This is a genomic window from Serratia sp. H402Y (assembly GCF_051172415.1).
GTDB lineage: Bacteria > Pseudomonadota > Gammaproteobacteria > Enterobacterales > Enterobacteriaceae > Serratia > Serratia ureilytica.
The window spans coordinates 986394-1010952 of sequence record NZ_JBPIYZ010000001.1 but is presented as its reverse complement, the minus strand read 5'-3'; the positions used below and the strand labels follow the sequence as shown (position 1 = coordinate 1010952).

Sequence of the window (24559 nt, the reverse complement as noted above, 5' to 3'; positions counted from 1 at the left end):
ATAACGGCATCAGCAGTGGAATAATGCAGTCACTTTCCGCGTTGATTCTCGTTAAACAGGGAAAACGGTGGAATTATAAAATTTGTCTGATCGCGCAAAAACGCAGCAATGGCGTAAGACGTAATGCGAAATCAAACAATTAGCGGGCTGCGGGTTGCAGCTTGGCCGGCAAATGGAATCAGATCTGTCGACGTAAATCAGAGGCTATTCCCCTAGTAAAAGTGCTGTCTTTCACAAAGAAAAGCAGGCTTACCGAGATAATGCGCCCCTATGCAGGCGACAACCGTGAGGTTGACGGCTTTGCGAGAAGACACGGGGCTTTCGGTTTAACTCCGGCCATGAGGTTATTTTGCCCGCAGCTTTGTCGATAATGTAAAAATAACGAGTAAGTTAAGATGAAAAGAATGTTGATTAACGCAACTCAGCAGGAAGAGTTGCGTGTTGCCCTCGTAGATGGACAGCGGCTGTATGATTTGGATATCGAAAGTCCGGGTCATGAGCAGAAAAAAGCGAATATTTACAAAGGCAAAATCACCCGCATTGAACCAAGTCTTGAAGCAGCGTTCGTGGACTACGGCGCAGAACGACATGGTTTCCTCCCTCTTAAAGAAATCGCCCGCGAATACTTCCCTAGCAATTACTCTTCCCATGGCCGCCCGAACATCAAAGATGTGCTGCGCGAAGGCCAGGAAGTCATCGTTCAGGTAGACAAAGAAGAACGTGGCAACAAAGGCGCCGCCTTGACCACCTTCATCAGCCTGGCGGGCAGCTATCTGGTGCTGATGCCGAACAACCCGCGCGCCGGCGGTATTTCTCGCCGCATCGAGGGTGACGATCGCACCGAGCTGAAAGAAGCGCTCTCTTCGCTGCAACTGCCGGACGGCATGGGCCTGATCGTTCGCACCGCGGGCGTAGGCAAATCCGCCGACGCGCTGCAGTGGGATCTCTCCTTCCGTCTGAAGCACTGGGAAGCGATCAAAAAAGCCGCCGAAGGCCGCCCTGCGCCGTTCCTGATCCACCAGGAAAGCAACGTTATCGTGCGCGCCTTCCGCGATTACCTGCGCCCGGACATCGGCGAAATCCTGATCGACAACCCGAAAATTCTCGATCTGGCCAAAGAGCACATCGCCGCGCTGGGCCGCCCGGATTTCAGCAGCAAAATCAAACTGTACAGCGGTGAAATTCCTCTGTTCAGCCACTATCAGATCGAATCGCAGATCGAATCCGCCTTCCAACGCGAAGTGCGCCTGCCGTCCGGCGGCTCGATCGTCATCGACAGCACCGAAGCGCTGACCGCCATCGACATCAACTCCGCACGCGCAACCCGCGGCGGCGACATCGAAGAGACGGCGTTCAACACCAACCTGGAAGCGGCGGACGAAATCGCTCGCCAGCTGCGCCTGCGCGATCTCGGCGGCCTGATCGTCATCGACTTCATCGACATGACGCCGGTACGCCACCAGCGCGAAGTGGAAAACCGCTTGCGCGACGCCGTGCGTCAAGACCGCGCGCGCATCCAAATCGGCCGCATCTCCCGTTTCGGCCTGCTGGAAATGTCGCGTCAGCGCCTCAGCCCGTCGCTGGGTGAATCCAGCCACCACGTGTGCCCACGCTGTAACGGCACCGGCACCATCCGCGACAACGAATCGCTGGCACTGTCCATCCTGCGCCTGATCGAAGAAGAAGCGCTGAAGGAAAACACCAAAGAAGTTCACGCTATCGTACCGGTTCAGGTCGCTTCGTACCTGCTGAACGAAAAGCGTGAATCCGTCAGCGCGATCGAAAAACGTCAGGGTGGCGTGAAAGCCGTCATCGTGCCGAACGATGAAATGCAAACCCCGCACTACTCGGTGCTGCGCGTACGCAAGGGCGAGGAAACCTCTACCCTCAGCTACCTGCTGCCGAAACTGCACGAAGAAGACATGGAGCGTCCGCTGGAAGATGCGCCGATGGAACGCAAGCGTCCGGAGCAACCGGCCCTGGCTTCCTTCTCCCTGTCCGCCGATGTGCCGCCGCCGGCTGAAGAACCCGTCGCCGTTGCCAAACCTGTCGCTGCAGCCGCCAAGGCTAAAGCCGCAGCGCCGGCCGCCGCCAAGCCGGGCTTCCTGGGCCGCCTGTTCGGTGGTTTGAAGAGCCTGTTCGCCGGTGAAGAACAACCTGCCGTCGAAGAAGCCAAACCGGCCGAAACGCCGAAGGCGGAAGGCAACGGTGAAAACCGTCGTCAGGATCGTCGCGGTCAGCGCCGTCAAGGCACCGGCCGTAAAGAGCGCGGTGAGCGTAGCGACCGTGGCGATCGTCCGGAACGCGGCGAACGTAAAGAGCGCGGTGAAGGCCGTGACAATCGCGAACGCGACAACCGTGAACCGCGTGAGAACCGTGAAGGCCGTGAATCGCGTGAATCCCGCGATGAGCAGCGCCGTAACCGCCGCAACCAGCAGCAGAACGCGCCGGTAGCGGAGGAAACTGCCTCGGAAGAAAGCGCTAAAGCGCCGCGCGAAGATCAGCAGCAGCGCCGTGAACAGCGTGCTGAACGCCAGCGTCGTCGTCAGGAAGAGAAACGCCAGGCTCAGCAGGAAGTGAAAGCGCTGGAAAGCGTTGACGCGGTCGAGAGCACCGACGAAGAGCAGGAAGAACGCCAGCAGCAGAACATGCAGCGCCGTCAGCGCCGCCCTTTGACGCAGAAAGTGCGCATCCTGTCCGCGGAAGAAGAGCTGCAGCGCGCAGCGGAAGAGCTGTTGGCGCCGAAAGCGCCGGTAGCGAAAGCCGAAGATGCGCAGCCAACCGCCGACGACAGCGTGAAGCTGCTGCCGGAAACCGTTGCCGCTCAGGCGGAAGACGATGCCCAGGGCGAAAACCGCGGCAACGGCGAAGGCATGCCGCGTCGTTCCCGTCGTTCACCGCGTCACCTGCGCGTCAGCGGCCAGCGTCGCCGTCGTTACCGCGACGAGCGTTACCCTCTGCAATCCCCAATGCCGTTGGTGGGCGCGTTCGCTTCTCCGGAAATGGCATCAGGCAAAGTCTGGGTAAGCTACCCGGTCGCTCAGGTTGAAGAAGCCGAAGTGCAAACCGAAGCCGTAGAGCAGGCGCCGGTTGTCGCCGCAGCGGTTGAACAGCACAGCGTTGCCGTGGAAGAAACTCAGGCCGCGGCCAGCGTCAACGAACCGGCACCAGAAGCCGCCGTTGAAACTGCCGCCGTCACCGTAACGGAAGAAGCGGCAGTCGTAGCGCCGGTTGTTGCCACCCCGGCCGAGGAAACCCCGGCGCCGGTGGAAACCGCCCCGGCAACGGTTGCGGTTGAAGAACCGAAAGCGGAAGAGACTGCCCCTGCAGTGGAAGCTCAGCCGGTAGCTGAAACCGTAGCGGCAGAGCCAGTGGTTGAAGCTAAGCCAGCGGAAGACGAGCCTGTGGTCGAAACTGCACCGGTAGAAGCCGCGCCGGCGGAAGAAGCGCCAGTGGTAGAAGCCGCACCTGCAGCGGCAGCCGCTCCGGTAGAAAAAGCGCCGGAACCAACGGCCGCCGAGCCTGCGCCTGCGGTTGCTCAGCAGCCGGCGCCGGTGAAAGCCGTGCAGGACGCGCTGTACAAACACATCGCCACTGCGCCGATGACCAAAGCGCCTGCGCCGGCCTACGTGCCGGAAGAACGCAAGCACAGCGACTGGCAGCGCCCTTCCTTCAACTTTGAAGGCAAAGGTTCAGCCGGTGGTCACTCTGCAGTGAGCCAGGCCACCGCGCCGGCCACCAAGCCGCAGCCGGTTAACGAATAAGTTAATCTGCCCCCCTAAAAAAACCCGCCGACGGCGGGTTTTTTCTTGCCTGCAAAAAGCTCAGGCGATCTTTTTCAGTTTTTTGATGTCCAGAACATCCAACTTGCCGTCAAGTCGACTGACGAACTGCTGAAAATGCGCCGTCTCATTATGCTTATCCAGCGCTTCGCTGCTGGCCCAACGCTCGAAGAACACGAAGGTGCCCGGCTTTTCCAGATCGCGATGCAAATCATATTGCAGGTTGCCCAGCTCCTGGCGGCTCGGCTCGAGAATGTCGTGCACCGCTTCACTGACTGCGGCCTCAAATCCCGCTTTCGCTTGCAGGGTGGCGATAACGCGTACTTCCATTGTTTTCTCCCTTTCCACTTGATGAAAGTCGACGCTATTGGCGTCGGCATCGTTGAAATCATTGTCACTATGCGCCTGCTGCGCCGTTGATTTCAACTTGTCGCCAACAAACAGATGCATCTGCGGCACTTTCCGCTTATCCTTACACCCCGGCGTGAATAAACCCATTATTCGCTTTTCATTAGACGTATTTGACCGCCGGAGCCTAGCTAGATGACCGCACAACCTCAAGTTCTGAAAATCCGCCGCCCAGACGACTGGCATATCCACCTGCGTGACGATGAGATGCTGAAAACGGTGGTGCCCTATACCAGCCAGGTATTTGGCCGGGCGATCGTGATGCCGAACCTGGTTCCGCCCGTGACGACCGTGGCCGCCGCGCGCGCCTACCGCGATCGGATTCTGGCGGCGGTGCCGCAGGGTCACAACTTTACTCCGCTGATGACCTGTTACCTGACCAACTCTCTGGCGGCCAGTGAACTGGTCAGCGGTTTCGAACAAGGGGTGTTTACCGCCGCCAAGCTGTATCCGGCCAACGCCACCACCAACTCCAGCCACGGCGTCAGCGACGTGACCGGCATTTACCCGCTGTTCGAGCAAATGCAAAAAATCGGCATGCCGCTGCTGATCCACGGTGAAGTGACCGATCCTGCCGTCGATATTTTCGACCGCGAGGCGCGCTTTATCGAACAGGTGATGGAGCCTATCCGCCGTCACTTCCCGGAACTGAAAATCGTCTTCGAACACATCACCACCAAAGAAGCGGCGCAGTACGTGCAGGCAGGCAACCGTTTCCTCGGCGCCACCATCACCCCGCAGCACCTGATGTTCAACCGCAACCACATGCTGGTCGGCGGCATTCGCCCACACCTGTTCTGCCTGCCGATCCTCAAGCGCAACGTCCATCAGGAAGCGCTGCGTCAGGCGGTGGCCAGCGGCTCGGACCGTTTCTTCCTCGGCACCGACTCCGCGCCGCACCTCAAGCATCGCAAAGAGTCCAGCTGCGGCTGCGCCGGCTGCTTCAATGCGCCGAATGCGATCCCGGCTTACGCTGCCGTCTTCGAACAGCTCGGCGCGTTGGAGCACTTCGAGGCCTTCTGCTCGCTCAACGGCCCACGCTTCTATGGCCTGCCGCTCAACGAAGACTTCATCGAACTGCAGCGCGTGCCGACCACCCAGCCGGAAGAGATCGCCCTGGGCAATGAATCCGTGATCCCATTCCTGGCCGGCGAAACCCTGAACTGGTCGCTGAAAGGCTGATATTTTTGCTTCGCCCTCTTGCCCTCGCTTACGGTTAACTGTATAAATAAACAGTAAATCGCTTCGGGGGCAATTATGCGTGTTGAAGTCACTATAGATAAAACCCGGCCGCTGCCGTCGGGCGCCATTGAGGCGCTGACCGGCGAGCTGGGCAAACGGGTCAATCGCCAGTTTCCAGGCGCCGTCGTGCACGTCCGTTATGCTGGCGCTAACGGGCTCTCTGTGCTGGGGGGCGCCAAAACCGACCGGGATCTGATTGAGGAAATCCTTCAGGAAACCTGGGAAAGCGCGGACGAATGGTTCAGCGCAGAATAACACTGCAATGCTGTTTTTGCCGGGGGTCGCTCTCCGGCTTTTTTGTTTCTGGCGCCCTGCCCATTCATCGCTTACCCTTACTCTGGAACCAAATCCGCCTCAGCGCTGTATTTAACGCAAAGGAGTAAGCATGGCCCCGGACAAGGTGAAATCCGAAGACGCAATGACGTTTGGCGAATTGCTGGCGCTGATTGCCGATCAAAAAAGACGCTTGAACGTACTGGAAGTGGCCTTCTCTTACCTGGCCTTCAGCCTGGATGACAAAGCCAACCAACGGCTGATCCACAGCCTGAGGCTGGAATCGCAAAGCCAGAATCGCGACGCCGAAACGCAGAAACATTTCGCGCACTTGGCAGAAGAACTGGAAAAATGTCTGCACGGCTCCGCCCCACCCACCGGCGGCGCGGAATAACGCCACAGGCTTTACTCATCGCGCGTTCGCACCCGAATTTGTAGAATAATTGTTCAAATAAATATTTATTTTGCAATTTTAGGTGACAACCCCTCCACCGATGAAAGCGGATGCGTATACTGTAATTGCTCTCATGATGATGAGCCGCATTGATCCTCGTTAGTCACTCACGGTAGTTACTACTCAATAAGGGGTCTTTATGGACAGAAATGATGAAGTAATTCAGACGCACCCGCTTGTCGGTTGGGATATCAGTACTGTCGACGTTTACGACGCCATGATGATACGCCTTCATTACCTGTCTTCACTAGACCAAACGCCCGAAGAAGCCCAAGTAGACCGAACGCTTTGGCTGACCACAGATGTCGCCCGTCAATTAATCAATATCTTAGAGGCCGGCATCGCCAAGATTGAAGCTACGGATTACCAGGATCTTGATCGCAGAAAACATTGATTCATCGTCTCCTCCCCCCTAAGGCGCCGCGACCTTTCCCGGCGCCTTTTCTTCGCCTTTCGCCGTTCAATCAGTGCATTGCGTCCGCCAACCTTTTATCATGGGGGCATAAGAAATCGCTATCAGAGAGGGTTGGCACGTGGAATATGATTTGATTGTGGTGGGCAGCGGTTCCGTCGGCGCGGCGGCAGGCTATTATGCCACGCGGGCCGGCTTGAAAGTGCTGATGATCGACAGCGCTATCCCTCCGCACCGAAACGGCAGCCATCACGGCGATACCCGCATTATCCGTCACGCATACGGCGAAGGCGAAAAGTACGTGCCGCTGGTGCTGCGCACGCAGGCGCTGTGGAATGCGCTGATTCAACAATCCGGCGAGGAACTGTTCCAGTCGTGCGGCGTGCTCAACCTGGGGCCACAGCACTCCGAATTCATTCGCAATGCGCAGCTCAGCGCGCAAAAATTCCGCCTGAACGCGCAAACCCTCAGCGCCGAACAGATCAATCAGCGCTGGCCGGAATTCCGAGCACCGGAAGGTTATGTCGGCGTATTCGAGCCAGACGCGGGGTTCCTGCGTGCCGAGCTGGCGATAACCAGCCTGATCAAGCTGGCGAAAGAAGCCGGCTGCAGCCAGCTGTTCAACTGCCCGGTCAACGCGGTAGAACCCATCGATGGCGGCGTTGAGGTCATCACCGGCGAAGGGCGTTTCACGGCGCGAAAAGCGGTGATCACCGCCGGCACCTGGGTCAAAGCGCTGTTGCCGCAACTGCCGATCGCGCCACTGCGCAAAGTCTTCTCCTGGCATCAGGCAGATGGCCGCTACAGCGTGAACAATCGTTTCCCGGCCTTTACCGTCGAAGCGCAAGACGGCACGCACTATTACGGTTTTCCGGCGGATAACGACGGCCTGAAAGTGGGCAAACATGACGGCGGCCAGCCGATGGATGCCCCCGAGCAGCGCAAACCCTTCGGCAGCTACGCCAGCGACGGCACGGAAGTTTTCTCCTTCCTGCGGCAATTTTTGCCGGGTGTAGGCGTATGTTTACACGGTGAAGCCTGCAGCTATGATATGAGCCCCGACGAAGACTTTATTATCGATACCCTGCCGGATTGCGATCGCCTGATGGTCATCAGCGGATTGAGCGGCCACGGCTTCAAGTTCGCCAGCGCTCTGGGCGAGATCGCCGCGCTGTTCGCGCAGGACAAAGCGCCGCCGGTTGACGTCTCAAGCTTTGGTCTGAAACGATTTAGCTGAGCGAAGGATTTCGCTGTCCAAGTCCCCCTCTGGCACTGGACAGCGAAATTTGGCGGTTACAATTTGTTAACCTGCTAACTCTTTTAAATACCAAGTAAAAATCCTGATAACGGAAATTTCTTATATTCAGCAGTTGAATTTCCGAATTGAACACTTGCAGTGTAAGTCCTATTTTACAGAAGATATGCTCCATCGGCTTTCAACAAGGACGTCACCATGAAACTACTTGTCGTGGACGAATGCTGCTTCACCCGGGTCGGTATAGCCAGCTACTTTGCTGATAGTGGGATCACGACGATCAAGTGCTGCCACAGCATTGAATACGCTACATCGCTGTTGGCCAGCTTTCAGCCGAGCCACATTCTGGTGAACCTCAGCAACCAATGCCGCTATAACGAAGCGGACGCGCAACTGCAGGCCTTTATGGAAGCCAGCCAGTCCGCCTTGCTGTTTATCTATCTCGACACACCTTACCCTTACAGCGAAGCGCCAATGCGCATCGCCGATAACGCTTTTCTGTTCAATAAAAGCATTCTGCCGCTCACCTTACGCACGCTGCGCGAGAATCCGCTGGCGCTGGCCGATGACGGCGAAGAGCGTTCCCTGTTCAGCCCGCAGGAGCTGACGGTAATGAAGTATTGGATGGCAGAGATGCCTAACTACCGCATTGCGAAAAAACTGCAGATCAGCTCCCATACGGTCTATGTGCACAAGCGTCACATCACGGAAAAGATCAACGCGCGCAACCGGCTGGAGTTTTACTCGCTGTATAACGTGCTGCGCTATTTCTACCCGCCGAGCACGCCGGCGAATTCAACGCCGCTGGCGCTGTTGGCCGTGTAACCTCAAGCCTGCGATAACGCAGGCTTTTTTATCGCCACTTTCCCGCCACTCACGCGCGGCGCGCTATAAATGACGCCGAGAAAAGGACTATAATCAAGGGTCCTTCTCTTCAGGCGGCTGAAATGTTAAACCGAATACTGGCGGCTATCGTCAACAATGTGCGTGAGCATCTGGTGCTGTACCTTTGTCTGTGGCTGGTGCTGCTGGCGTTGGATGTCTATTTCTTCTTCGTCATGTAATCCATGCCGCCGTTATTTCCCCGATTGAGCTTCAACCGCTTCGGCGATCCCGCCCAGGTGCTGGAATTGCAGCAGACGAGCAGACCGCTGCTGCGCCCCGGACAGCGGTTATTGCAGATGCGCTATGCCCCGATCAACCCTTCCGATCTGATCCCGATCCACGGCCAATACGCGCACCGCATCGCCCTTCCTCAGGTGCCGGGATATGAAGGCGTGGGCGTCGTCGTCAATCCGCAGAATGGGCATTCAACGGGCCGCCGCGCGCTGGCAGTAGCGGGTAACGGCAGTTGGCAAACGTTCGTCACGCTGCCTGAAGATCGGGTGGTCTGGGTGCCGGACGACATCGACGACGCCTGCGCAGCGCAAATCTATATCAACCCGCTCACCTGCTGGGTGCTGTTGACCCAATGGCTGCCGCTCAGCGCCGGCGACGTACTGCTGCTCAACGGCGGCGGCTCCGCTGTCAGCCAGCTGCTGGCGCAGCTGACGGCGCTGCGCGGCATTCGTCTGGCGGTCGTGGTGCGCAATGCCGCTCATCGCCAGGCGTTGCTGGCCGCCGGCGCCTGGCGCGTTATCGAAGCGCCGCAGCTGGCGGAAATGACGAATTTTGGCGCCCGTGCGGCCATCGATTGCATTGGCGGAGAAGACGGATTGCAGCTGGCACGGGCGGTCCGCACCGGCGGCGATTTTGTGGCGCTGGGCCTGCTGAGCGGCCGCCAGGTAGACTGGCGGCGCGTGGTGGACGAGTTAAAGCTGCGCGCTTCGCTGTTCCACTTGCGCAAATGGAACGCACAGGCAGCGCCGGCGCAATGGCAGACGGCGTTTTATCAGTTATTCCTGCTGCTGCGACGCGGCCAGCTGGCGCTGCGCCCACCCGCCGCGATTTATCCTTTGCGTCAGTACGCAGCGGCGCTGCAGCACGCCGCCCAGCCCGGCGTGAATGGCAAAATATTCCTCACTCCGGCGCCGCCGGAGGCTGGCGCGGCGGGCGGCCGTCCCCCAGGATAACCGCCAGCCGATAGCCGCCCTCGGTGGTCTCCAGCGCGATGCGCGCCACGATCGTCAGCGGCACCGACAGCAACATGCCCACCGGGCCGAGCAGCCAGCCCCAAAAGATCAGCGACAGGAACACCACCAGCGTCGACAGCCCCAGCCCGCGCCCCATCACGCGCGGCTCGAGGATATTGCCGATCACCATGTTGACAGCGATAAAGCCGCCCGCCACCACCAGCGCATCTCCTAATCCGTTGAACAACAGCGCCTGAATCAGCGGCGGAATGGCGGCCAATACCGAGCCAATGTTGGGAATGTAGTTAAGCAGAAATGCCAGCAGCCCCCAGATAAAGGCAAAACGCACGCCGACCGCCGCCAGGAAGATCCAGACGATTATCCCCGTGGCCAGGCTGATGATGGTTTTAATCACCAGATAGCGCGTCACGCCATCCAGCGCCCGCCGCATCGCGGCGAGCCCCTCGTTCGGCTTATCCAGCGCCTGCTGCAGCTTGTAAGGCAGCAACTGCACTTCGAACAGCATAAACACCACGGTCATCAGCAGCAGGAAGACGTTGGTCATCGCGCCAGACAGATGCCCCAGCATGCGGGTGACCAGATTCATCGCCGCGCTGGGATCGACATACTGTAGCATCGCTTCGCTGGAAAGGCTGATATTGAAACGGCCGGCGTAATGCTGCAGCTCGCGCAGCTTCTCGATCATCATGCCGCGGTACTGCGGCAGCGAACGGGCGAACTCATTCAGCGAAGCCCCCAGCATGCCGATAAACAGCATCACGACCACGATCACCGCCGTCACCAGCAGTGTCACCCCGACGATACGCGGCACCCGTTTACGCTCCAGCATCGCCACCAGCGGATTCAGCACCATGGCGAGAAATACCGCCAGCAAAAACGGCACCACAATGTCGGCGGCGGCTTTCACCCCGGCCAAAATGATCACCAACATCGCCAGCAGGACGGCCAGACGCAGGCTGCTGTCGGTCACACGGGTTCGGCCCATGACGTTTCCTTGTTATTTCACTGGGTTAACCGGCGCCAGGGCGCCGGCTCTTGGCGCTAATGGTAGCAAAATCCGCCGCTGCACCGCAGGGGATTTAGCGCAACCGTTCGACAAAGTTAATCTTTCCGCCCTGCCCTGCGCCGCAATAAATAGGCATAACCTTTGCCAACAAATAATCTCGCCGGGCAACTCACGAGGGGCTTACGTAAAATGACAAAAGCTGACATTAATAGATAATAGCCCCATTTTTCAATGACTAGCATGAACCTCTCGTGAGCGAAATAATATTATCTCCAACGATTTATCTGATTAACTCCGAACATCTCGAACAAATTCACTGACTAATATTTCAAAGTAGTAACATAGTTAAATTTATTATTGATTTTATGTTTCCTAAAGTTTAATTATTGCAGCCAGCCAATCGGTAATCGAAGGAAACAGGATGCTCTGGAAAAATACCGCCGATCGTTTCGGCCATGTGTCAGTGTTGATCCACTGGCTGGTGGCGCTGACGGTGTACGGCATGTTCGCACTCGGCCTGTGGATGGTCACGCTGGGCTATTACGACGTCTGGTACCATCAGGCGCCGGAGATCCACAAAAGCATCGGCACGCTGCTGTTCATCGTGATGGTGATCCGCGTGGTCTGGCGCTTTGTCTCACCGCCGCCCAAACCGCTGGCCAGCTATGGCCGCCTCACTCGCGTCAGCGCCATCCTCGCGCATCTGGCGCTGTACGCCGTGTTGTTCGGCATTCTGATCAGCGGCTATCTGATCTCCACCGCAGACGGCCAACCGATCAGCGTGTTCGGCTGGTTCAACGTGCCCGCCACCGTGACCGGCATGGCGGAACAGGCCGACACCGCCGGCGCCATACACCTTTACCTGGCCTGGGCCGTGGTAGTGCTCTCGGTACTGCACGGGCTGGCCGCGCTTAAACATCACTTTATCGATCGTGATGTCACTTTGAAACGGATGCTGGGTAGCAGCGCCGATTAACCTTTGGATTTATGGAGATTGCTATGTTGAAAAAGACCGTATTGGGCCTGACCGCAGGCGCCCTGCTGCTGAGCGCCGGTTCCGCACTGGCGGCAGACTACAAGATCGACAAACAAGGCCAACACGCCTTTATCGAATTCCGCATCCAGCACCTGGGCTACAGCTGGCTGTACGGCAGCTTTAAAGACTTCGACGGCGGCTTCACTTTCGACGAGAAAGATCCGTCCAAGGACAAGGTCAACGTGACCATCAATACCGCCAGCGTCGACACCAACCACGCCGAGCGCGACAAGCACCTGCGCAGCGCCGAGTTCCTCAACGTGGAGAAGAACAAGCAAGCCAAGTTTGAATCCACCGAAGTGAAGAAAAGCGGCGACGGTTACGCGGTGGTCGGCAACCTGACGCTGAACGGCGTCACCAAACCGGTTACGCTCGATGCCAAACTGATTGGCCAGGGCAACGATCCGTGGGGCGGCTACCGCGCCGGCTTTGAAGCTAACGGCAAGATCAAGCTGAAAGATTTCGGCATCACCACCGATCTTGGCCCGGCGTCGCAAGACGTTGAGCTGATCATCTCCGTAGAAGGCGTGCGCGAGAAATAAAAAAAAGCCCGGCTTGGCGGCCGGGCTTGTCGGTTCCTCAGGCTCAGCGGGCTGGGCCTTCTTCTTCCGGTGCCGGAATGTGCATCGTGGTCTGCAACAATCCTTTCGATTTATTGAAAATCTTGACGCCGTTTTCGCGGCCGGCACGGCGCGCGCGTTGCTCTTCGCGCGGCAGCTTCAGCTCTTCGCGGCAAATCTCGCTGCAGCATCCTTCAAACTTGGCGGCGCAGCTCGGGCACTGAATGAACAGCAGATGGCAGCCGTCGTTCTTGCAGTTGGTATGGGTATCGCACGGCGCGCCGCACTGGTGGCAGTTGGCGATCACATCGTCGGAGATGCGCTCACCCATACGCTCATCGAACACGAAGTTTTTGCCGATAAACTTCAGCGGCAACCCCTGTTCTTTCGCTTTGCGGGTGTACTCGATAATCCCGCCTTCCACGTGATAGATGTTTTTAAAGCCGTTGTGCAGCATATAGGCGCTGGCTTTTTCACAGCGAATGCCGCCGGTGCAGTACATGACGATATTCTTGTCTTTGCTGTCCTGCAACATCTCCACCGCCATCGGCAGCTGATCGCGGAAGGTATCCGACGGCACCTCGATGGCGTTTTCGAAATGGCCGACTTCGTACTCATAGTGATTGCGCATATCGACGAATACCGTATTCGGATCGTCGATCATCTGATTGACGCGATCGGCCTGCAGATACTCACCGACGTTGCTCGGATCGAAGCTCTCGTCATCGATGCCGTCAGCCACGATGCGCTCGCGCACCTTGAGGCGCAGCACCCAGAAGGATTTGCCGTCGTCTTCCAGCGCGATATTCAGGCGGACCTGATCCAACGCCGGGTGCGAGGCGAACAGCGCGGCTTTGAACGCGTCGAAGTTATGCTGCGGCACGCTGATCTGCGCGTTGATGCCCTCTTTCGCCACGTAGATGCGGCCGAACACCTTCAGTTTTTCGAACTGAACGTACAGGCTGTCGCGAAACGCCTTGGGATCGTCGATGGAAAAGTATTTGTAAAAAGAAACTGTGGTGCGCGGCTCGGTTTCCGCCAGCATGCGCGCCTTCAGTTCCTCATTAGAAATTCGGTTATGTAACACTGGCATGGTGTACTTTCCTGTCTTTCGGGAGGTGACTGATTACCGCGCGCAGCCAGCCGGCCCGCGCGCGGCGCACATCATACCCGAAAAACCGCCGCCGCGCAGCCCTGGCGCTCGCGTGCGCATACCTGCATCGCGCACTCATCCCGGATGCCACCGTATTGACCTTCCTGATAATGATATCGCCATGGGCTTTTGGCAGGAAACATTGTGGAAAAATTCGGCATTCGATGCATATTTAACGCCCAAAAGGGGATTTTAATGCGTTGTGTTTTCCCGGATCGTCAGAAAAATGCCACAATAGTCGCAAACAATCGGCAGAAACGAACCTAGCGACCGAGCCCACCCGGCCGTCAGACCATGCTATGACTCTGTCATTACACTTAAACAACCGTATTAAAACAGAGAACCCATGACTCAAGTTCCTACTTTCAATCGCTCCTTACTGCACCCGCGCTACTGGCTGACCTGGGTAGGCATCGGCTTGCTGTATCTGCTGGTGTTGCTGCCTTATCCCGTCATCTACTGGCTCGGCACCTCGATCGGGCGATTTTCCATGCGCTTTCTCAAGCGGCGCGTCGTTATCGCCCAACGTAACCTCGAACTCTGTTTTCCCGACATGCCGCAGGCTGAACGCGATGCGCTGGTGGTAAAGAATTTCGAATCGGTCGGCATGGGGTTGTTTGAAACCGGCATGGCGTGGTTCTGGCCGAACTGGCGCATCGAGCGCTGGTTCAAGGTCAGCGGCCTGGAGCACATTCAAAAAGCGCGCGACAACCATCAGGGCGTGTTGCTGATTGGCCTGCACTTTTTGACGCTGGAGCTGGGCGCACGCATTTTTGGCATTCACAACCCGGGCATCGGCGTTTACCGCCCGCACGACAACAAGCTGATGGACTGGCTGCAAACCTGGGGCCGGATGCGTTCCAACAAATCGATGCTGGATCGTAAAGACGTCAAAGGCATGATCCGCGCCCTGAAACAGGGTGATATCATCTGGTATGCGCCGGATCACGACTACGGCCCGCGCAGCAGCGTTTTCGTGCCGCTGTTCGCGGTGGATAAAGCCGCCACCACCACCGGCAGCTACGTGCTGGTGCGGATGGGCAAACCGGCGATCATTCCGTTCACCCCGCGTCGCCTGCCGGACGGCAAAGGCTATGAGCTGATCATGCAGCCGGCGGTGGAAAACTTCCCGCTGGACAACGAACTCGACGCCGCCGCCTTCATGAATAAAGTGGTGGAAAAAGAGATCCTGATGGCGCCGGACCAATACATGTGGCTGCACCGCCGCTTCAAGACCCGCCCGGAAGGCGAGCCTTCGCTGTACTGATCACGCAAACCCGCCGGCGGCGGGTTTTTTATTGCGCGCCCCTTGAGAATCGCCGGCGAGGGTGGGATGGTAATGCTTTTGCCGCCACCCCTGGAGCCGCCATGTACATTGTCAGCCTGACCTACCATCGCCCGATCGCCGACGTCGACAGCCACCTTGACGGGCACATCGCCTGGCTTAAGAAATATTTTCAGGACGGCACCTTCGTCGCCTCCGGCCGCAAGAATCCCCGCACCGGCGGCGTGATCCTGGCCAAAGGCATTGAGCGTGCTCGGCTGGACGCCATCCTGGCCGAAGATCCGTTCAACGCCGTGGCCCACTACGAGGTCACCGACTTTAGCGCCACCACCACCGCCGCCGGTTTCGAGGCGCTGACCGGACTATAAAACGCTGTAAATTCCGCGCGCCAAGCGCGGAATAAGGTTTAAACGCCATTTTTAAAACTTTATTTCATTTTTTGCCCTATCTGCGTCCCCTCGTTTGCCGTCGCCGCGCCTGCGGCGCATACTTACCACGCTAACTTTCACGTTTTGCCCCATCATCTCGCCACCGGCAAAACGCGTCACCTTTCGGCAGTGGACATTTATGGCTTCGGCAGCAGACCCCGTTAACTGGAAACGCAATCTTTTCGTCGCCTGGCTGGGATGTTTTCTCACCGGCGCCGCCTTCAGCCTGGTGATGCCGTTTCTGCCGCTGTACGTAGAGACGCTGGGCGTTACCGACCATCAGGCGCTCAACATGTGGTCCGGTCTGCTGTTCAGCATCACCTTCCTGTTTTCCGCTATCGCCGCACCGTTCTGGGGCGCCCTGGCCGATCGACGCGGCCGCAAACTGATGCTGCTGCGTTCGGCGCTCGGTATGGCGATCGTCATGGCGCTGATGGGCATGGCGCAAACGGTCTGGCAGTTTCTCGCACTGCGTGCGGTGCTGGGGCTGCTCGGCGGGTTCATTCCCAACGCCAACGCGCTGATCGCCACCCAGGTGCCGCGCAACCGCAGCGGCTGGGCGCTCGGCACCCTGTCCACCGGCGGCGTCGGCGGTGCGCTGATCGGCCCGCTGATCGGGGGGCTGCTGGCCGATTTATACGGCCTGCGCCCGGTGTTTTATATCACCGCCGCGGTGCTGTTCGTCTGCTTCATGCTGACGCTGCTGTATGTCAAAGAACAATTCACCCCGGTGCAAAAGCGCGACATGCTGCACGCAAAACAGGTGTTCGCTTCGCTGAAAAACCCGAAGCTGGTGCTCAGCCTGTTCGTCACCACCATGATCATCCAGATCGCCACCGGCTCGATCGCGCCGATCCTGACGCTGTATGTGCGCGATTTGGCCGGCGCCACCCACAATCTGGCGTTTATCAGCGGGCTGATCGCCTCGGTGCCCGGTGTCGCGGCATTGATGAGCGCCCCGCGGCTGGGCAAGCTGGGCGATCGCATCGGCCCGGAACGCATACTGGTGTTCATGCTGATCGTTTCGGTGCTGCTGCTGATCCCGATGGCGTTCGTGCAAACACCGTGGCAACTCGGGGTGCTGCGTTTTCTGCTGGGGGCGGCCGACGGCGCGTTGCTGCCGGCGGTACAGACGCTGTTGATTTATAACTGCACCAATCAGGTGGCCGGCCGTATTTTCAGCTATAACCAGTCGTTCCGCGACGTCGGCAACGTCAGCGGCCCGCTGCTCGGCGCCGCAGTCTCCGCCGGTTACGGTTTTCGCGCGGTCTTCGGCGTCACCGCGCTGGTGGTGCTGTTCAACGCCGGCTATTCCTGGTGGTGTCTGCGACGACGGCCGGGCTATATGCGGGAAGATACGCTGCAGGAAGAGCAATAGCTGCATTTATCGCCAGTTTCCGCCGTTGGCCGGATCAACGGCGCGTTTCCCCTATTTTTAATAATGCTTTCTCGCCGCCGGTGAATTTTCACCTAACTCAGAACTTTCTTAATACAACATCTTGTTTATCAACAAATAATTAACTTTCAGCGCATAAAACCCGCTGTCAATCATATTCCTGTCACAACCAACAGAAAAACCAGAAAAGGAGATGCTTGTCGACTTTTCGTCTAAAAAATGGGATACAGGTACTAGACAAAACCAACGACCAGTTATCAAATGGTTAAATAATATCACGCCAGATGTGAACCATCGGCCAAGTGAAGAAAAGGTCAGCACGCTTTCCACGGTTTATCAGCGTTGCAGCCGCGGTTTTGTCGGGTAATCCGCATTGGGCGGATCGCCTTCATTAAATACACATACATACCACAGTACGGGCTGCAGCCTTGCAGCGCCTTTTATTGGGAAATCGTTATGCAATCCTCTGTCAATAAGTCAGAAAGCCGGACCTTCTTCGGCCATCCCTATCCGCTGGGTTCTCTGTTCTTCACCGAAATGTGGGAGCGCTTCTCGTTCTACGGCATCCGTCCGCTGCTGATCCTGTTTATGGCCGCCACGGTGTACGACGGCGGCCTGGGCCTGGCGCGCGAGAACGCGTCGGCGATCGTCGGCATCTTCGCCGGCAGCATGTACCTGGCGGCGCTGCCGGGCGGCTGGCTGGCGGACAACTGGCTCGGCCAACGCAAGGCCGTCTGGTACGGTTCGATCCTGATCGCGTTCGGCCACCTGTCGATCGCGCTGTCCGCAGTGATGGGCACCAACCTGTTCTTCATCGGTCTGATGTTCATCGTGCTCGGTTCCGGCCTGTTCAAGACCTGTATCTCGGTGATGGTCGGTACGCTGTACAAGAAAGGCGATGCGCGTCGCGACGGCGGTTTCTCGCTGTTCTACATGGGCATCAACATCGGTTCGTTCATCGCCCCGCTGATCTCCGGCTGGCTGATCAAGTCACACGGCTGGCACTGGGGCTTCGGCATCGGCGGCATCGGGATGCTGGTGGCGTTGGTGATCTTCCGGGTGTTCGCCGTCCCGGCGATGAAACGCTATGACCGCGAAGTGGGCCTGGACTCCACCTGGAACAGCCCGGTCGCGAAGAAAAAAGGCGTCGGCGCCTGGTTGCTGGCGTTGGCGGCCATCCTGGTGGCGGTCATCGTGCTGATCGCCCAAGGCACTATCGTCATCAATCCGGTCGAGGTGGCCAGCGTGCTGGTGTACGTGATCGCCGCGTCGGTCACGTTGTACTTCATTTATCTGTTCGCCTTTGCCGGCCTGAGCCGCAAAGAGCGCGCACGCCTGCTGGTGTGCTTCATCCTGCTGATCTCCGCCGCGTTCTTCTGGTCAGCGTTTGAACAGAAACCGACCTCGTTTAACCTGTTCGCCAACGATTACACCAATCGCATGATCGGCGACTTCGAGATCCCGGCGGTATGGTTCCAGTCGATCAACGCCCTGTTCATCATCCTGCTGGCACCGGTCTTCAGCTGGGCCTGGCCTGCGCTGGCGCGCAATAACGTGCGTCCGAGCAGCATCACCAAGTTCGTGATCGGTATCCTGTGCGCCGCCGGCGGTTTTGGCCTGATGATGCTGGCCGCGCAGAATGTGCTGAGCAACGGCGGCGCCGGCGTATCGCCGATGTGGCTGGTGGGCAGTATCCTGATGCTGACGCTGGGTGAACTGTGCCTGAGCCCGATCGGGCTGGCCACCATGACGCTGCTGGCGCCGGAGAGAATGCGCGGTCAGATGATGGGGCTGTGGTTCTGCGCCAGCGCGTTGGGCAACCTGGCAGCCGGTCTGATCGGCGGTCACGTCAAGGCCGACCAACTGGATATGCTGCCGAATCTGTTCGCCCGCTGCTCAGTCGCGTTGCTGATCTGCGCCGCCGTGCTTATCGTGCTGATCGTGCCGATTCGCCGCATGCTGGAAAATACCCAGTCCAAGAGCGCGCAAAAACCGGCGACCAACGCCTGACGGATAGCCCGTTTTATCTCGCAAACCGGCGCTCGATGCGCCGGTTTTTTTATGCTTGCCAGGCCTGATGCTGCAATACCACCCGGTAGCCATCAGGATCTTCAAAGGTTTGCCCCGCCCGATCCCAATAGGGATTATAGGCGGCGACCGCTAAGAATCCCGCCGCCCGCATCCGCTCACACGCGGCCCGCCATTCGTTCTCATCCGGCAGATAAAATACCAGCAGATGATCCTGCGTCGGCGCCTGCCCGACCCGTACCCCGCGATGCTGCGTGAACTCCAGATGGTAGGCATGCTGCGGATGCCCGATCATCATGCCGTCGAACCCCTGATGATCGACAAACTCGCCCAGCTTTTCGAACCCCAGCCCGCGGCAATACAGCGTAGCAATCTCTTGCAACCGATCGGTCGGGCGCGCGATGCGCAACACCGCTTTGGCTATCGACATGTCCTCCTCCTCCTCATGATAACGTCATACAGCGCCATGCCCGCCAGCATTGCCAGCAGGAACGGCCATACCCGGCTTATCTCCGCCCCGGCCAACACCCAGGCTGGGCCGGGGCAAATACCCGCGATGCCCCAGCCGATGCCGAACAGCGCGCTGCCCGCCAGCAAACGACGATCCAGACGCCCGGCGGCCGGGATCTGCAGCGTTTCCCCCAACAGGCTACGCTCTCGTCGCCTCGCCCACAGGAAGGCCGGCGCCGCCACCGCGATCGCACCAGCCATCACCAACGCCAGCGAGGGATCCCACGCGCCGGTAACGTCGAGAAACGCCAACACTTTGGCCGGATTGGCCATGCCGGCGACGATCAGCCCCAGACCAAAAATGACGCCGCTCAGCAGCGCCAACAGCGTTTTAAGCATTCTCAACCTCCCGCCAGGTGGCGCATCAACCACACGGTCATAAAGCCCAGCAGCATAAACACCGCCGTGGCGGCCAGCGAACGCGGCGCCAACCGTGCGACGCCGCACACGCCATGCCCGCTGGTGCAACCGCTGCCCAATCGAGTGCCCAATCCCACCAACAGCCCTGCGGCCGCCAGTCCGCCGTTGCCGACCGCGATCTCACCGGACGGCAAAGCCGCAGCGGCAGCATACAGCCAGGGAGAGAGCAGCAACCCGCCAATAAATGCGGCGCGCCAGCCCCGCTCCCGGCCACCGGCACTCAATACACCGCCGGTAATGCCGCTGATGCCGGCAATCCGGCCGTTGAACAGCAGCAGCAGCGCCACCGCGCCGCCGATAATGGCCCCGCCCGCCAGCGCGGAATAAGGCGTGAAGTGTTGCCAGTCAATGGTCATCGCGGTTCTCCGGTGGTGGGCAATAAAGCTGATACAGGGTATGGAGCAGCGCCAGCGCTTTGGCATCGGCCACCGCATAGTAAATCTGCTTGCCGGCGCGCCGGGTGGACACCAACCCTTCCTCCCGCAGCACGCCAAGCTGCTGGGACAGCGTCGGCTGGCGGATATCCAGCGCCTGCGCCAGTTCGCTCACCGCCATCTCGCCCTGACTGAGCCGGCACAGCAGCAGCAGCCGATCTTCGTTACCCAGGGTGCGCAGCATCGCGCCGGCCTGCGCCGCCGCCTTACGCATCGCGTCAATATCCATTGCCCCTCCATCAATATACAAAATTATATAATATTATTTTATAAAGTATTGGCACGCAAAGCCACCGGCTGGCGTGAAATAACGCCGCATGGCATGCTGTTTGGTCTTATCCTTTTGCCGCGCGGAGGGCGCCAGCGATGCTGTTTTTTCACGACGTTCTGCCGCCCGATCAGCCTGTCCGGCCGTTAGCCAGGGATTATCATCATGGTGACAGCGAGCCGGAGCACTACCATAACTGCGCGCAGCTGATCCACACCCTGAGCGGCGTGGTGCAGGTCACTACCCGGCTCGGCAGTTGGGTGGTGCCGCCCGGCCGCGGCGTCTGGGTACCGGCGAAAGTGGTGCACAGTCTACGCATCACCGGCCAGGTAGCGGCCAGGACGTTATTCATCGATCCGCTGGCGCGCGCCGATCTGCCGGCTCAGTGCCAGGTGGTGCAGGTGTCGCCGCTGCTGCGCGAGCTGATTATCAGCGCGATGGAGATTGCGTCCGGCTACCCCAGCGGCGGGCGCGACGAGCGCATCATGGAGTTGATTCTGGATGAATTACGGGTGCTGCCGAGCCTGCCGCTGCACCTGCCCGAACCGCGCGAGGCCTCGCTGCTCGCCCTGTGCCGCCATATTCAGGTCACGCTGGCGCAGCCCTGGACGCTGGAACAGGCGGCCGAACGCCTCAATGTCAGCGGACGCACCCTGTCGCGGCGCTTCCAGCGAGAAACCGGGCTGCGTTTTGGCGATTGGGTGCGACGCGCCCGTTTGCTGGCGGCGCTGAACGCGCTGGCGACCGGACGCTCGGTGTTGGAAGTGGCGCTGGATCTCGGCTATGACAGCCCCAGCGCGTTCAGCGCCATGTTTCGCCGAGTGCTGGGGGTCGCGCCCAGCGACTATTTCAGCCGGGCCGCGCCGACGTTGACGCCAGATAGCGCCCGGCGACGTTGAACAACGCCTGCAGCGAAGCGCTGGCGGAGTCGACGTCGATGCCAACGCCGTAGCTCGCCTCGCCGTACGGCAAAACGCAGCGAATGTAAGCCACCGCTCGACTGTCGCTCTGATGCCCCAGCGTATGCTCGTGGTAATCTTCGATAGCCAACGGCAAACCGAAGCGTTGGCGCAGCGCATCCACCGCGCTGGAAAGCAGGCCGTTGCCGGCCCCCTGCAGCTGCAGAGGCTCCCCCTGCCAGGCGACTCGCGCGTTGAAACTGTACGCTTCCACGCCGTGACTTTCCGTTTGATAGCTCAACAGCTGCAAGCGCGGCTGCTCCACCAGCCCGTAAGAGTCGCGGAATAAGCGCCACAGCTGCGCGACGCTCATTTCCTTACCGCTGCCGTCGGTCGCCCGCTGGACCACCTGGCTGAAATCAATCTGCAAACCGCGCGGCAACGCCAGCCCATGGTTCTGCTCCAACAGCCAGGCGGCGCCGCTTTTGCCGGACTGGCTGTTAACCCGGATCACCGCCTCATAGCTGCAGCCGACATCGGCGGGATCGAGCGGCAGGTAAGGCACCTGCCACCAGCCATCTTGCCGCTGCCGTTGCGCGGCGAAGCCTTTCTTGATCGCATCCTGATGCGATCCGGAGAAGGCGGTAAACACCAACTCACCGGCATAAGGATGGCGAGGATGTACCGGCAGCTGATTGCACTGCTCCACCACCTCCACCACCTGCTTCAAGCGGCTGAAGTCCAGGCCCGGCGCCACGCCCTGGGTATAGAGATTCAACGCCAGCGTGACCAGATCAACGTTGCCGGTACGCTCGCCGTTGCCGAACAGGCAGCCTTCGACCCGATCGGCGCCGGCCAGCAGCGCCAGCTCGGCGCAGGCGACGCCGGTGCCGCGATCGTTATGCGGGTGCACGCCGATCGTCACATCAGCGCGACGGCTGAAGTGGCGACAGAACCATTCGATCTGATCGGCATACACGTTGGGCGTACTCACCTCCACCGTCGCCGGCAGGTTGATGATCATCGGCCGCTGTGCCCCCGGTTGCCAAACATCCGCCACCGCTTCGCAGATCTCCAGCGCGAACGCCAATTCGGTAAAGCAGAAGGTTTCCGGCGAATATTCGAAGCACCAGACGGTATCGGGCTGCGCCTCGCAATGCCGGCGAATGCGCCGCGCGCCGTTCACCGCCAGCGCCACGGTAGCCGCCTTATCCTGGCGGAACACGATGTCGCGAAACATCGGCGCCGTGGCGTTGTACAGATGCACGATAGCCCGCGGCGCTCCCTGCAGCGCCTCGAAGGTGCGGTCGATCAGATCGTCGCGCGACTGCGTCAGCACCTGAATGGTGACATCGTCCGGGATCAGCCGCTCGTCGATCAGGGCGCGCACAAAGTCGAAGTCCGTTTGCGACGCCGAAGGGAAAGCCACCTCAATCTCTTTGAAACCGCACTGCAACAGCAGCTGATAGAACTCGCGCTTGCGCGCGTTATCCATAGGCTCCGCCAGCGCCTGGTTGCCGTCGCGCAGATCGCTGGAGCACCAGCGCGGCGCCTGTCGCAGGGTACGCGAAGGCCACTGGCGATCCGGTAACGTCACCGGCGGGAACGGTCGGTATTTGCTTGAAGGGTCGATTAACATGGGCTTCTCCTGATGCCTGAGTGAACGATACCGTCATTATTTCCCGCCTCCGCGCCTGCTTCTCCCGCTTTGCGGACAACCGTCGTCGCAGAGCGGACAACAAAAAAATTTGCATCCTGCGCCAGTGAGACAACAATTAGTTTTGACGTTTCCCCCACCGCGCCGGCAGCACGCCGGACGCTTTACTCTCATTGTCAACGGAGGCGAACATGAGCCTGTATGCAACCCTGGAAGAAGCCATCGAGGCCGCACGCGAAGAGTTTCTCGACACCGCCGAAGGCGGCGGCGGTGACGAACCGCCGGTGCCGCAGCAGTTCAATCTGCAAAAGTACGTGATGCAGGATGGCGACACGATGTGGCAGGCGGAGTTCTTCGAAGAAGAAGGCGAGGCGGTGGAATGCCTGACGCTGCGCAGCGGTGCGGCGGCGCAGGCGATCTTCGACGGTGACTACGACGAGGTGGAAATCACCGCCGAGTGGATAGACGAAAACACCCTGTACGAATGGGAGGAAGGCGACTTCCAGCTCGAGCCGCCGTTGGATACCGAAGAAGGCCAGGCCGCCGCCGATGAGTGGGATGAACGTTAACCCGCACGACGCTTTGAACGCCAAGGAGGCAGCATGAACATTCGCCAGGCCCGCCCCACCGACTACCCCGCCATTTTGCAACTGCAGGCGGAAAACGTGCCGGAAGCGCTCGATGAGCGCCAAAAACGGCAGGGATTTATCGTATCGCGCATGAATGAGGCGCAGCTGACGGCGATCAACCGTAGCATCGGCATATGGGTGGCGGAACAGGAAGGCCAACTGGCGGGGTTCGTTTGCCTGATGCCCGCCGACGCGCAGCCGCGGCCGCCGGTGGTGGATGCGATGCTGGCGACGCTCGCCACGCACTCATTCGCCGGACGGCCGCTGCGTGAGCAGCGGGTATTTCTCTACGGCCCGGTCTGCCTCGGCATGGCCTGGCGCGGCAAAGGCGTATTAAAGCGCCTCTACGCCGCAGTCAAAGCGCACACCCGCCATGATTACGACGTGGGCGCACTGTTTATCGACGACGACAATCCGCATTCTTTGGCCGCTCACGTGCAAGGGCTGGGGATGACGGCGCTGGCGCCTTTCCATTGCGGGCAGAAAGGCTACCAGCTGGTGGTGTTCGCCACCCGCTGAACGAAGTTACTCGTAGGGGCCATGCTGCGCATCGAACGGCAGCATAAAGGTGTCCACCACCATCGACAGCGGCACGTCTATCACCGTGACGTAGCGCCAGGGCGTATCGCGCAGATCCCACTGCACGCCGGGATAATACTGGTGACCGTGCCCGGCGCCGGGCACGGTGCGGCTGATGATGCTGCCGCAGCCGGTTAGGGCCATCACGCCGGCCGTCACGCAGGCCAGGCGAAAGTAGGAAGAGAGCTTCACGACATTGACTCTGAGAAAGGGGTTGTTTCGCGAGTGAACAACGCATCGGCCGCAGTCTATCACAGTTCCCTTTTTTCACCGGCACCGGCGCGCTCAGGCAAAAGGTAAAAAAAACGGGGAACGCGCCGTGCGCATTCCCCGTCTAAGCGTTGCCGTTAAG

27 protein-coding genes are annotated in these 24559 nt (G+C 59.3%); 18 read left to right on the top strand and 9 right to left on the bottom strand.

What is annotated here, in order from left to right; all coding sequences use genetic code 11:
- The first annotated feature begins 395 nt into the window (after positions 1-395).
- Complete coding sequence (gene rne, locus ACSBQS_RS05000) at positions 396-3764, top strand: ribonuclease E (protein WP_089194554.1); 3369 nt, start codon at positions 396-398, stop codon at positions 3762-3764.
- 60 nt (positions 3765-3824) lie between these two features.
- Here rne and ACSBQS_RS04995 read toward each other — a convergent pair whose 3' ends face one another.
- Positions 3825-4112, bottom strand: a complete 288-nt coding sequence (locus tag ACSBQS_RS04995) for a putative quinol monooxygenase (protein WP_025302406.1) — start codon at positions 4110-4112, stop codon at positions 3825-3827.
- A 213-nt stretch (positions 4113-4325) separates the two neighbouring features.
- Here ACSBQS_RS04995 and pyrC point away from each other — a divergent pair, with 213 nt between their 5' ends.
- The 8 genes from pyrC to ACSBQS_RS04955 all read left to right on the top strand — a co-directional run bounded on the left by pyrC (position 4326) and on the right by ACSBQS_RS04955 (position 9898).
- The gene (pyrC, locus tag ACSBQS_RS04990) at positions 4326-5372 is read left to right on the top strand and encodes a dihydroorotase (RefSeq protein ID WP_047026294.1); all 1047 of its coding nucleotides are present in this window, start codon (positions 4326-4328) and stop codon (positions 5370-5372) included.
- Between the two features lie 75 nt (positions 5373-5447).
- On the top strand, positions 5448-5687 hold the full coding sequence (gene dinI, locus ACSBQS_RS04985) for a DNA damage-inducible protein I (RefSeq protein WP_033650738.1): 240 nt from the start codon (positions 5448-5450) through the stop codon (positions 5685-5687).
- Between the two features lie 130 nt (positions 5688-5817).
- Positions 5818-6099: a hypothetical protein gene (locus tag ACSBQS_RS04980; RefSeq protein ID WP_046686854.1), complete on the top strand. Its 282-nt coding sequence runs from the start codon at positions 5818-5820 to the stop codon at positions 6097-6099.
- Between the two features lie 199 nt (positions 6100-6298).
- Positions 6299-6553 (top strand): biofilm formation regulator BssS, encoded by a 255-nt coding sequence (gene bssS, locus ACSBQS_RS04975; protein WP_004927812.1) that lies wholly within the window; start codon positions 6299-6301, stop codon positions 6551-6553.
- A 139-nt stretch (positions 6554-6692) separates the two neighbouring features.
- A complete protein-coding gene (solA, locus tag ACSBQS_RS04970; protein ID WP_342162891.1) occupies positions 6693-7808 on the top strand; it encodes an N-methyl-L-tryptophan oxidase in 1116 nt (371 codons plus the stop codon).
- Positions 7809-8024: 216 nt separating this feature from the next.
- Complete coding sequence (locus ACSBQS_RS04965) at positions 8025-8651, top strand: LuxR C-terminal-related transcriptional regulator (protein WP_033642674.1); 627 nt, start codon at positions 8025-8027, stop codon at positions 8649-8651.
- Positions 8652-8773: 122 nt separating this feature from the next.
- Positions 8774-8890, top strand: a complete 117-nt coding sequence (locus ACSBQS_RS04960) for a DUF2770 family protein (protein WP_004927822.1) — start codon at positions 8774-8776, stop codon at positions 8888-8890.
- Positions 8891-8893: 3 nt separating this feature from the next.
- Positions 8894-9898, top strand: a complete 1005-nt coding sequence (locus ACSBQS_RS04955) for a zinc-dependent alcohol dehydrogenase family protein (RefSeq protein WP_197666376.1) — start codon at positions 8894-8896, stop codon at positions 9896-9898.
- Here the strand turns inward: ACSBQS_RS04955 and ACSBQS_RS04950 are convergent.
- The gene (locus tag ACSBQS_RS04950) at positions 9846-10904 is read right to left on the bottom strand and encodes an AI-2E family transporter (RefSeq protein WP_172755735.1); all 1059 of its coding nucleotides are present in this window, start codon (positions 10902-10904) and stop codon (positions 9846-9848) included. The two genes, ACSBQS_RS04955 and ACSBQS_RS04950, sit on opposite strands and share 53 nt — an antisense overlap.
- A 442-nt stretch (positions 10905-11346) precedes the next feature.
- Here ACSBQS_RS04950 and ACSBQS_RS04945 point away from each other — a divergent pair, with 442 nt between their 5' ends.
- Positions 11347-11901, top strand: a complete 555-nt coding sequence (locus ACSBQS_RS04945) for a cytochrome b (RefSeq protein WP_033642671.1) — start codon at positions 11347-11349, stop codon at positions 11899-11901.
- 23 nt (positions 11902-11924) lie between these two features.
- Positions 11925-12503 carry a YceI family protein gene (locus ACSBQS_RS04940; protein ID WP_016928208.1) on the top strand — a complete coding sequence of 193 codons (579 nt, stop codon included), beginning with the start codon at positions 11925-11927 and terminating at the stop codon, positions 12501-12503.
- 43 nt (positions 12504-12546) lie between these two features.
- On the opposite strand, the gene ACSBQS_RS04935 is transcribed toward ACSBQS_RS04940, so the two are convergent.
- The gene (locus ACSBQS_RS04935; protein WP_033638032.1) at positions 12547-13614 is read right to left on the bottom strand and encodes a rhodanese-related sulfurtransferase; all 1068 of its coding nucleotides are present in this window, start codon (positions 13612-13614) and stop codon (positions 12547-12549) included.
- A gap of 406 nt (positions 13615-14020) precedes the next feature.
- Here ACSBQS_RS04935 and ACSBQS_RS04930 point away from each other — a divergent pair, with 406 nt between their 5' ends.
- From ACSBQS_RS04930 to ACSBQS_RS04915, 4 genes are all read left to right on the top strand, one after another.
- A complete protein-coding gene (locus tag ACSBQS_RS04930) occupies positions 14021-14941 on the top strand; it encodes a Kdo(2)-lipid IV(A) acyltransferase (protein ID WP_025159951.1) in 921 nt (306 codons plus the stop codon).
- Between the two features lie 101 nt (positions 14942-15042).
- Positions 15043-15327: a YciI family protein gene (locus ACSBQS_RS04925; protein ID WP_047026300.1), complete on the top strand. Its 285-nt coding sequence runs from the start codon at positions 15043-15045 to the stop codon at positions 15325-15327.
- A gap of 199 nt (positions 15328-15526) precedes the next feature.
- Positions 15527-16765: a multidrug efflux MFS transporter MdtG gene (mdtG, locus tag ACSBQS_RS04920; protein ID WP_197749739.1), complete on the top strand. Its 1239-nt coding sequence runs from the start codon at positions 15527-15529 to the stop codon at positions 16763-16765.
- 474 nt (positions 16766-17239) lie between these two features.
- Entirely contained in the window at positions 17240-18793 is a 1554-nt protein-coding gene (locus tag ACSBQS_RS04915) for a peptide MFS transporter (protein ID WP_197666379.1), read from the top strand.
- Between the two features lie 49 nt (positions 18794-18842).
- On the opposite strand, the gene ACSBQS_RS04910 is transcribed toward ACSBQS_RS04915, so the two are convergent.
- The 4 genes from ACSBQS_RS04910 to ACSBQS_RS04895 are packed head-to-tail and all read right to left on the bottom strand — an operon-like array spanning position 18843 to position 20404.
- A complete protein-coding gene (locus ACSBQS_RS04910; protein WP_047026302.1) occupies positions 18843-19241 on the bottom strand; it encodes a VOC family protein in 399 nt (132 codons plus the stop codon).
- Positions 19232-19660, bottom strand: a complete 429-nt coding sequence (locus ACSBQS_RS04905; protein WP_033650730.1) for a YeeE/YedE family protein — start codon at positions 19658-19660, stop codon at positions 19232-19234. The genes ACSBQS_RS04910 and ACSBQS_RS04905 overlap by 10 nt, the downstream gene beginning before the upstream one ends.
- Positions 19661-19662: 2 nt before the next feature.
- Positions 19663-20097, bottom strand: coding sequence for a YeeE/YedE family protein (locus tag ACSBQS_RS04900; protein WP_033650729.1), 435 nt, complete (start codon positions 20095-20097; stop codon positions 19663-19665).
- On the bottom strand, positions 20087-20404 hold the full coding sequence (locus tag ACSBQS_RS04895) for an ArsR/SmtB family transcription factor (RefSeq protein ID WP_033650728.1): 318 nt from the start codon (positions 20402-20404) through the stop codon (positions 20087-20089). The genes ACSBQS_RS04900 and ACSBQS_RS04895 overlap by 11 nt, the downstream gene beginning before the upstream one ends.
- A 137-nt stretch (positions 20405-20541) precedes the next feature.
- Here ACSBQS_RS04895 and ACSBQS_RS04890 point away from each other — a divergent pair, with 137 nt between their 5' ends.
- Complete coding sequence (locus ACSBQS_RS04890; protein ID WP_434989797.1) at positions 20542-21342, top strand: AraC family transcriptional regulator; 801 nt, start codon at positions 20542-20544, stop codon at positions 21340-21342.
- Here the strand turns inward: ACSBQS_RS04890 and leuA are convergent.
- The gene (gene leuA, locus ACSBQS_RS04885) at positions 21293-22981 is read right to left on the bottom strand and encodes a 2-isopropylmalate synthase (protein ID WP_434989795.1); all 1689 of its coding nucleotides are present in this window, start codon (positions 22979-22981) and stop codon (positions 21293-21295) included. The genes ACSBQS_RS04890 and leuA overlap by 50 nt on opposite strands.
- A 209-nt stretch (positions 22982-23190) precedes the next feature.
- Between leuA and ACSBQS_RS04880 the strand changes: the two genes are divergently transcribed.
- Positions 23191-23568: a MysB family protein gene (locus ACSBQS_RS04880; protein WP_015377419.1), complete on the top strand. Its 378-nt coding sequence runs from the start codon at positions 23191-23193 to the stop codon at positions 23566-23568.
- A 33-nt stretch (positions 23569-23601) separates the two neighbouring features.
- A complete protein-coding gene (locus tag ACSBQS_RS04875) occupies positions 23602-24147 on the top strand; it encodes a GNAT family N-acetyltransferase (protein ID WP_434989793.1) in 546 nt (181 codons plus the stop codon).
- 6 nt (positions 24148-24153) lie between these two features.
- Here the strand turns inward: ACSBQS_RS04875 and ACSBQS_RS04870 are convergent, their stop codons facing one another.
- Complete coding sequence (locus tag ACSBQS_RS04870; RefSeq protein ID WP_033642658.1) at positions 24154-24399, bottom strand: YceK/YidQ family lipoprotein; 246 nt, start codon at positions 24397-24399, stop codon at positions 24154-24156.
- Positions 24400-24559 lie beyond the last annotated feature (160 nt).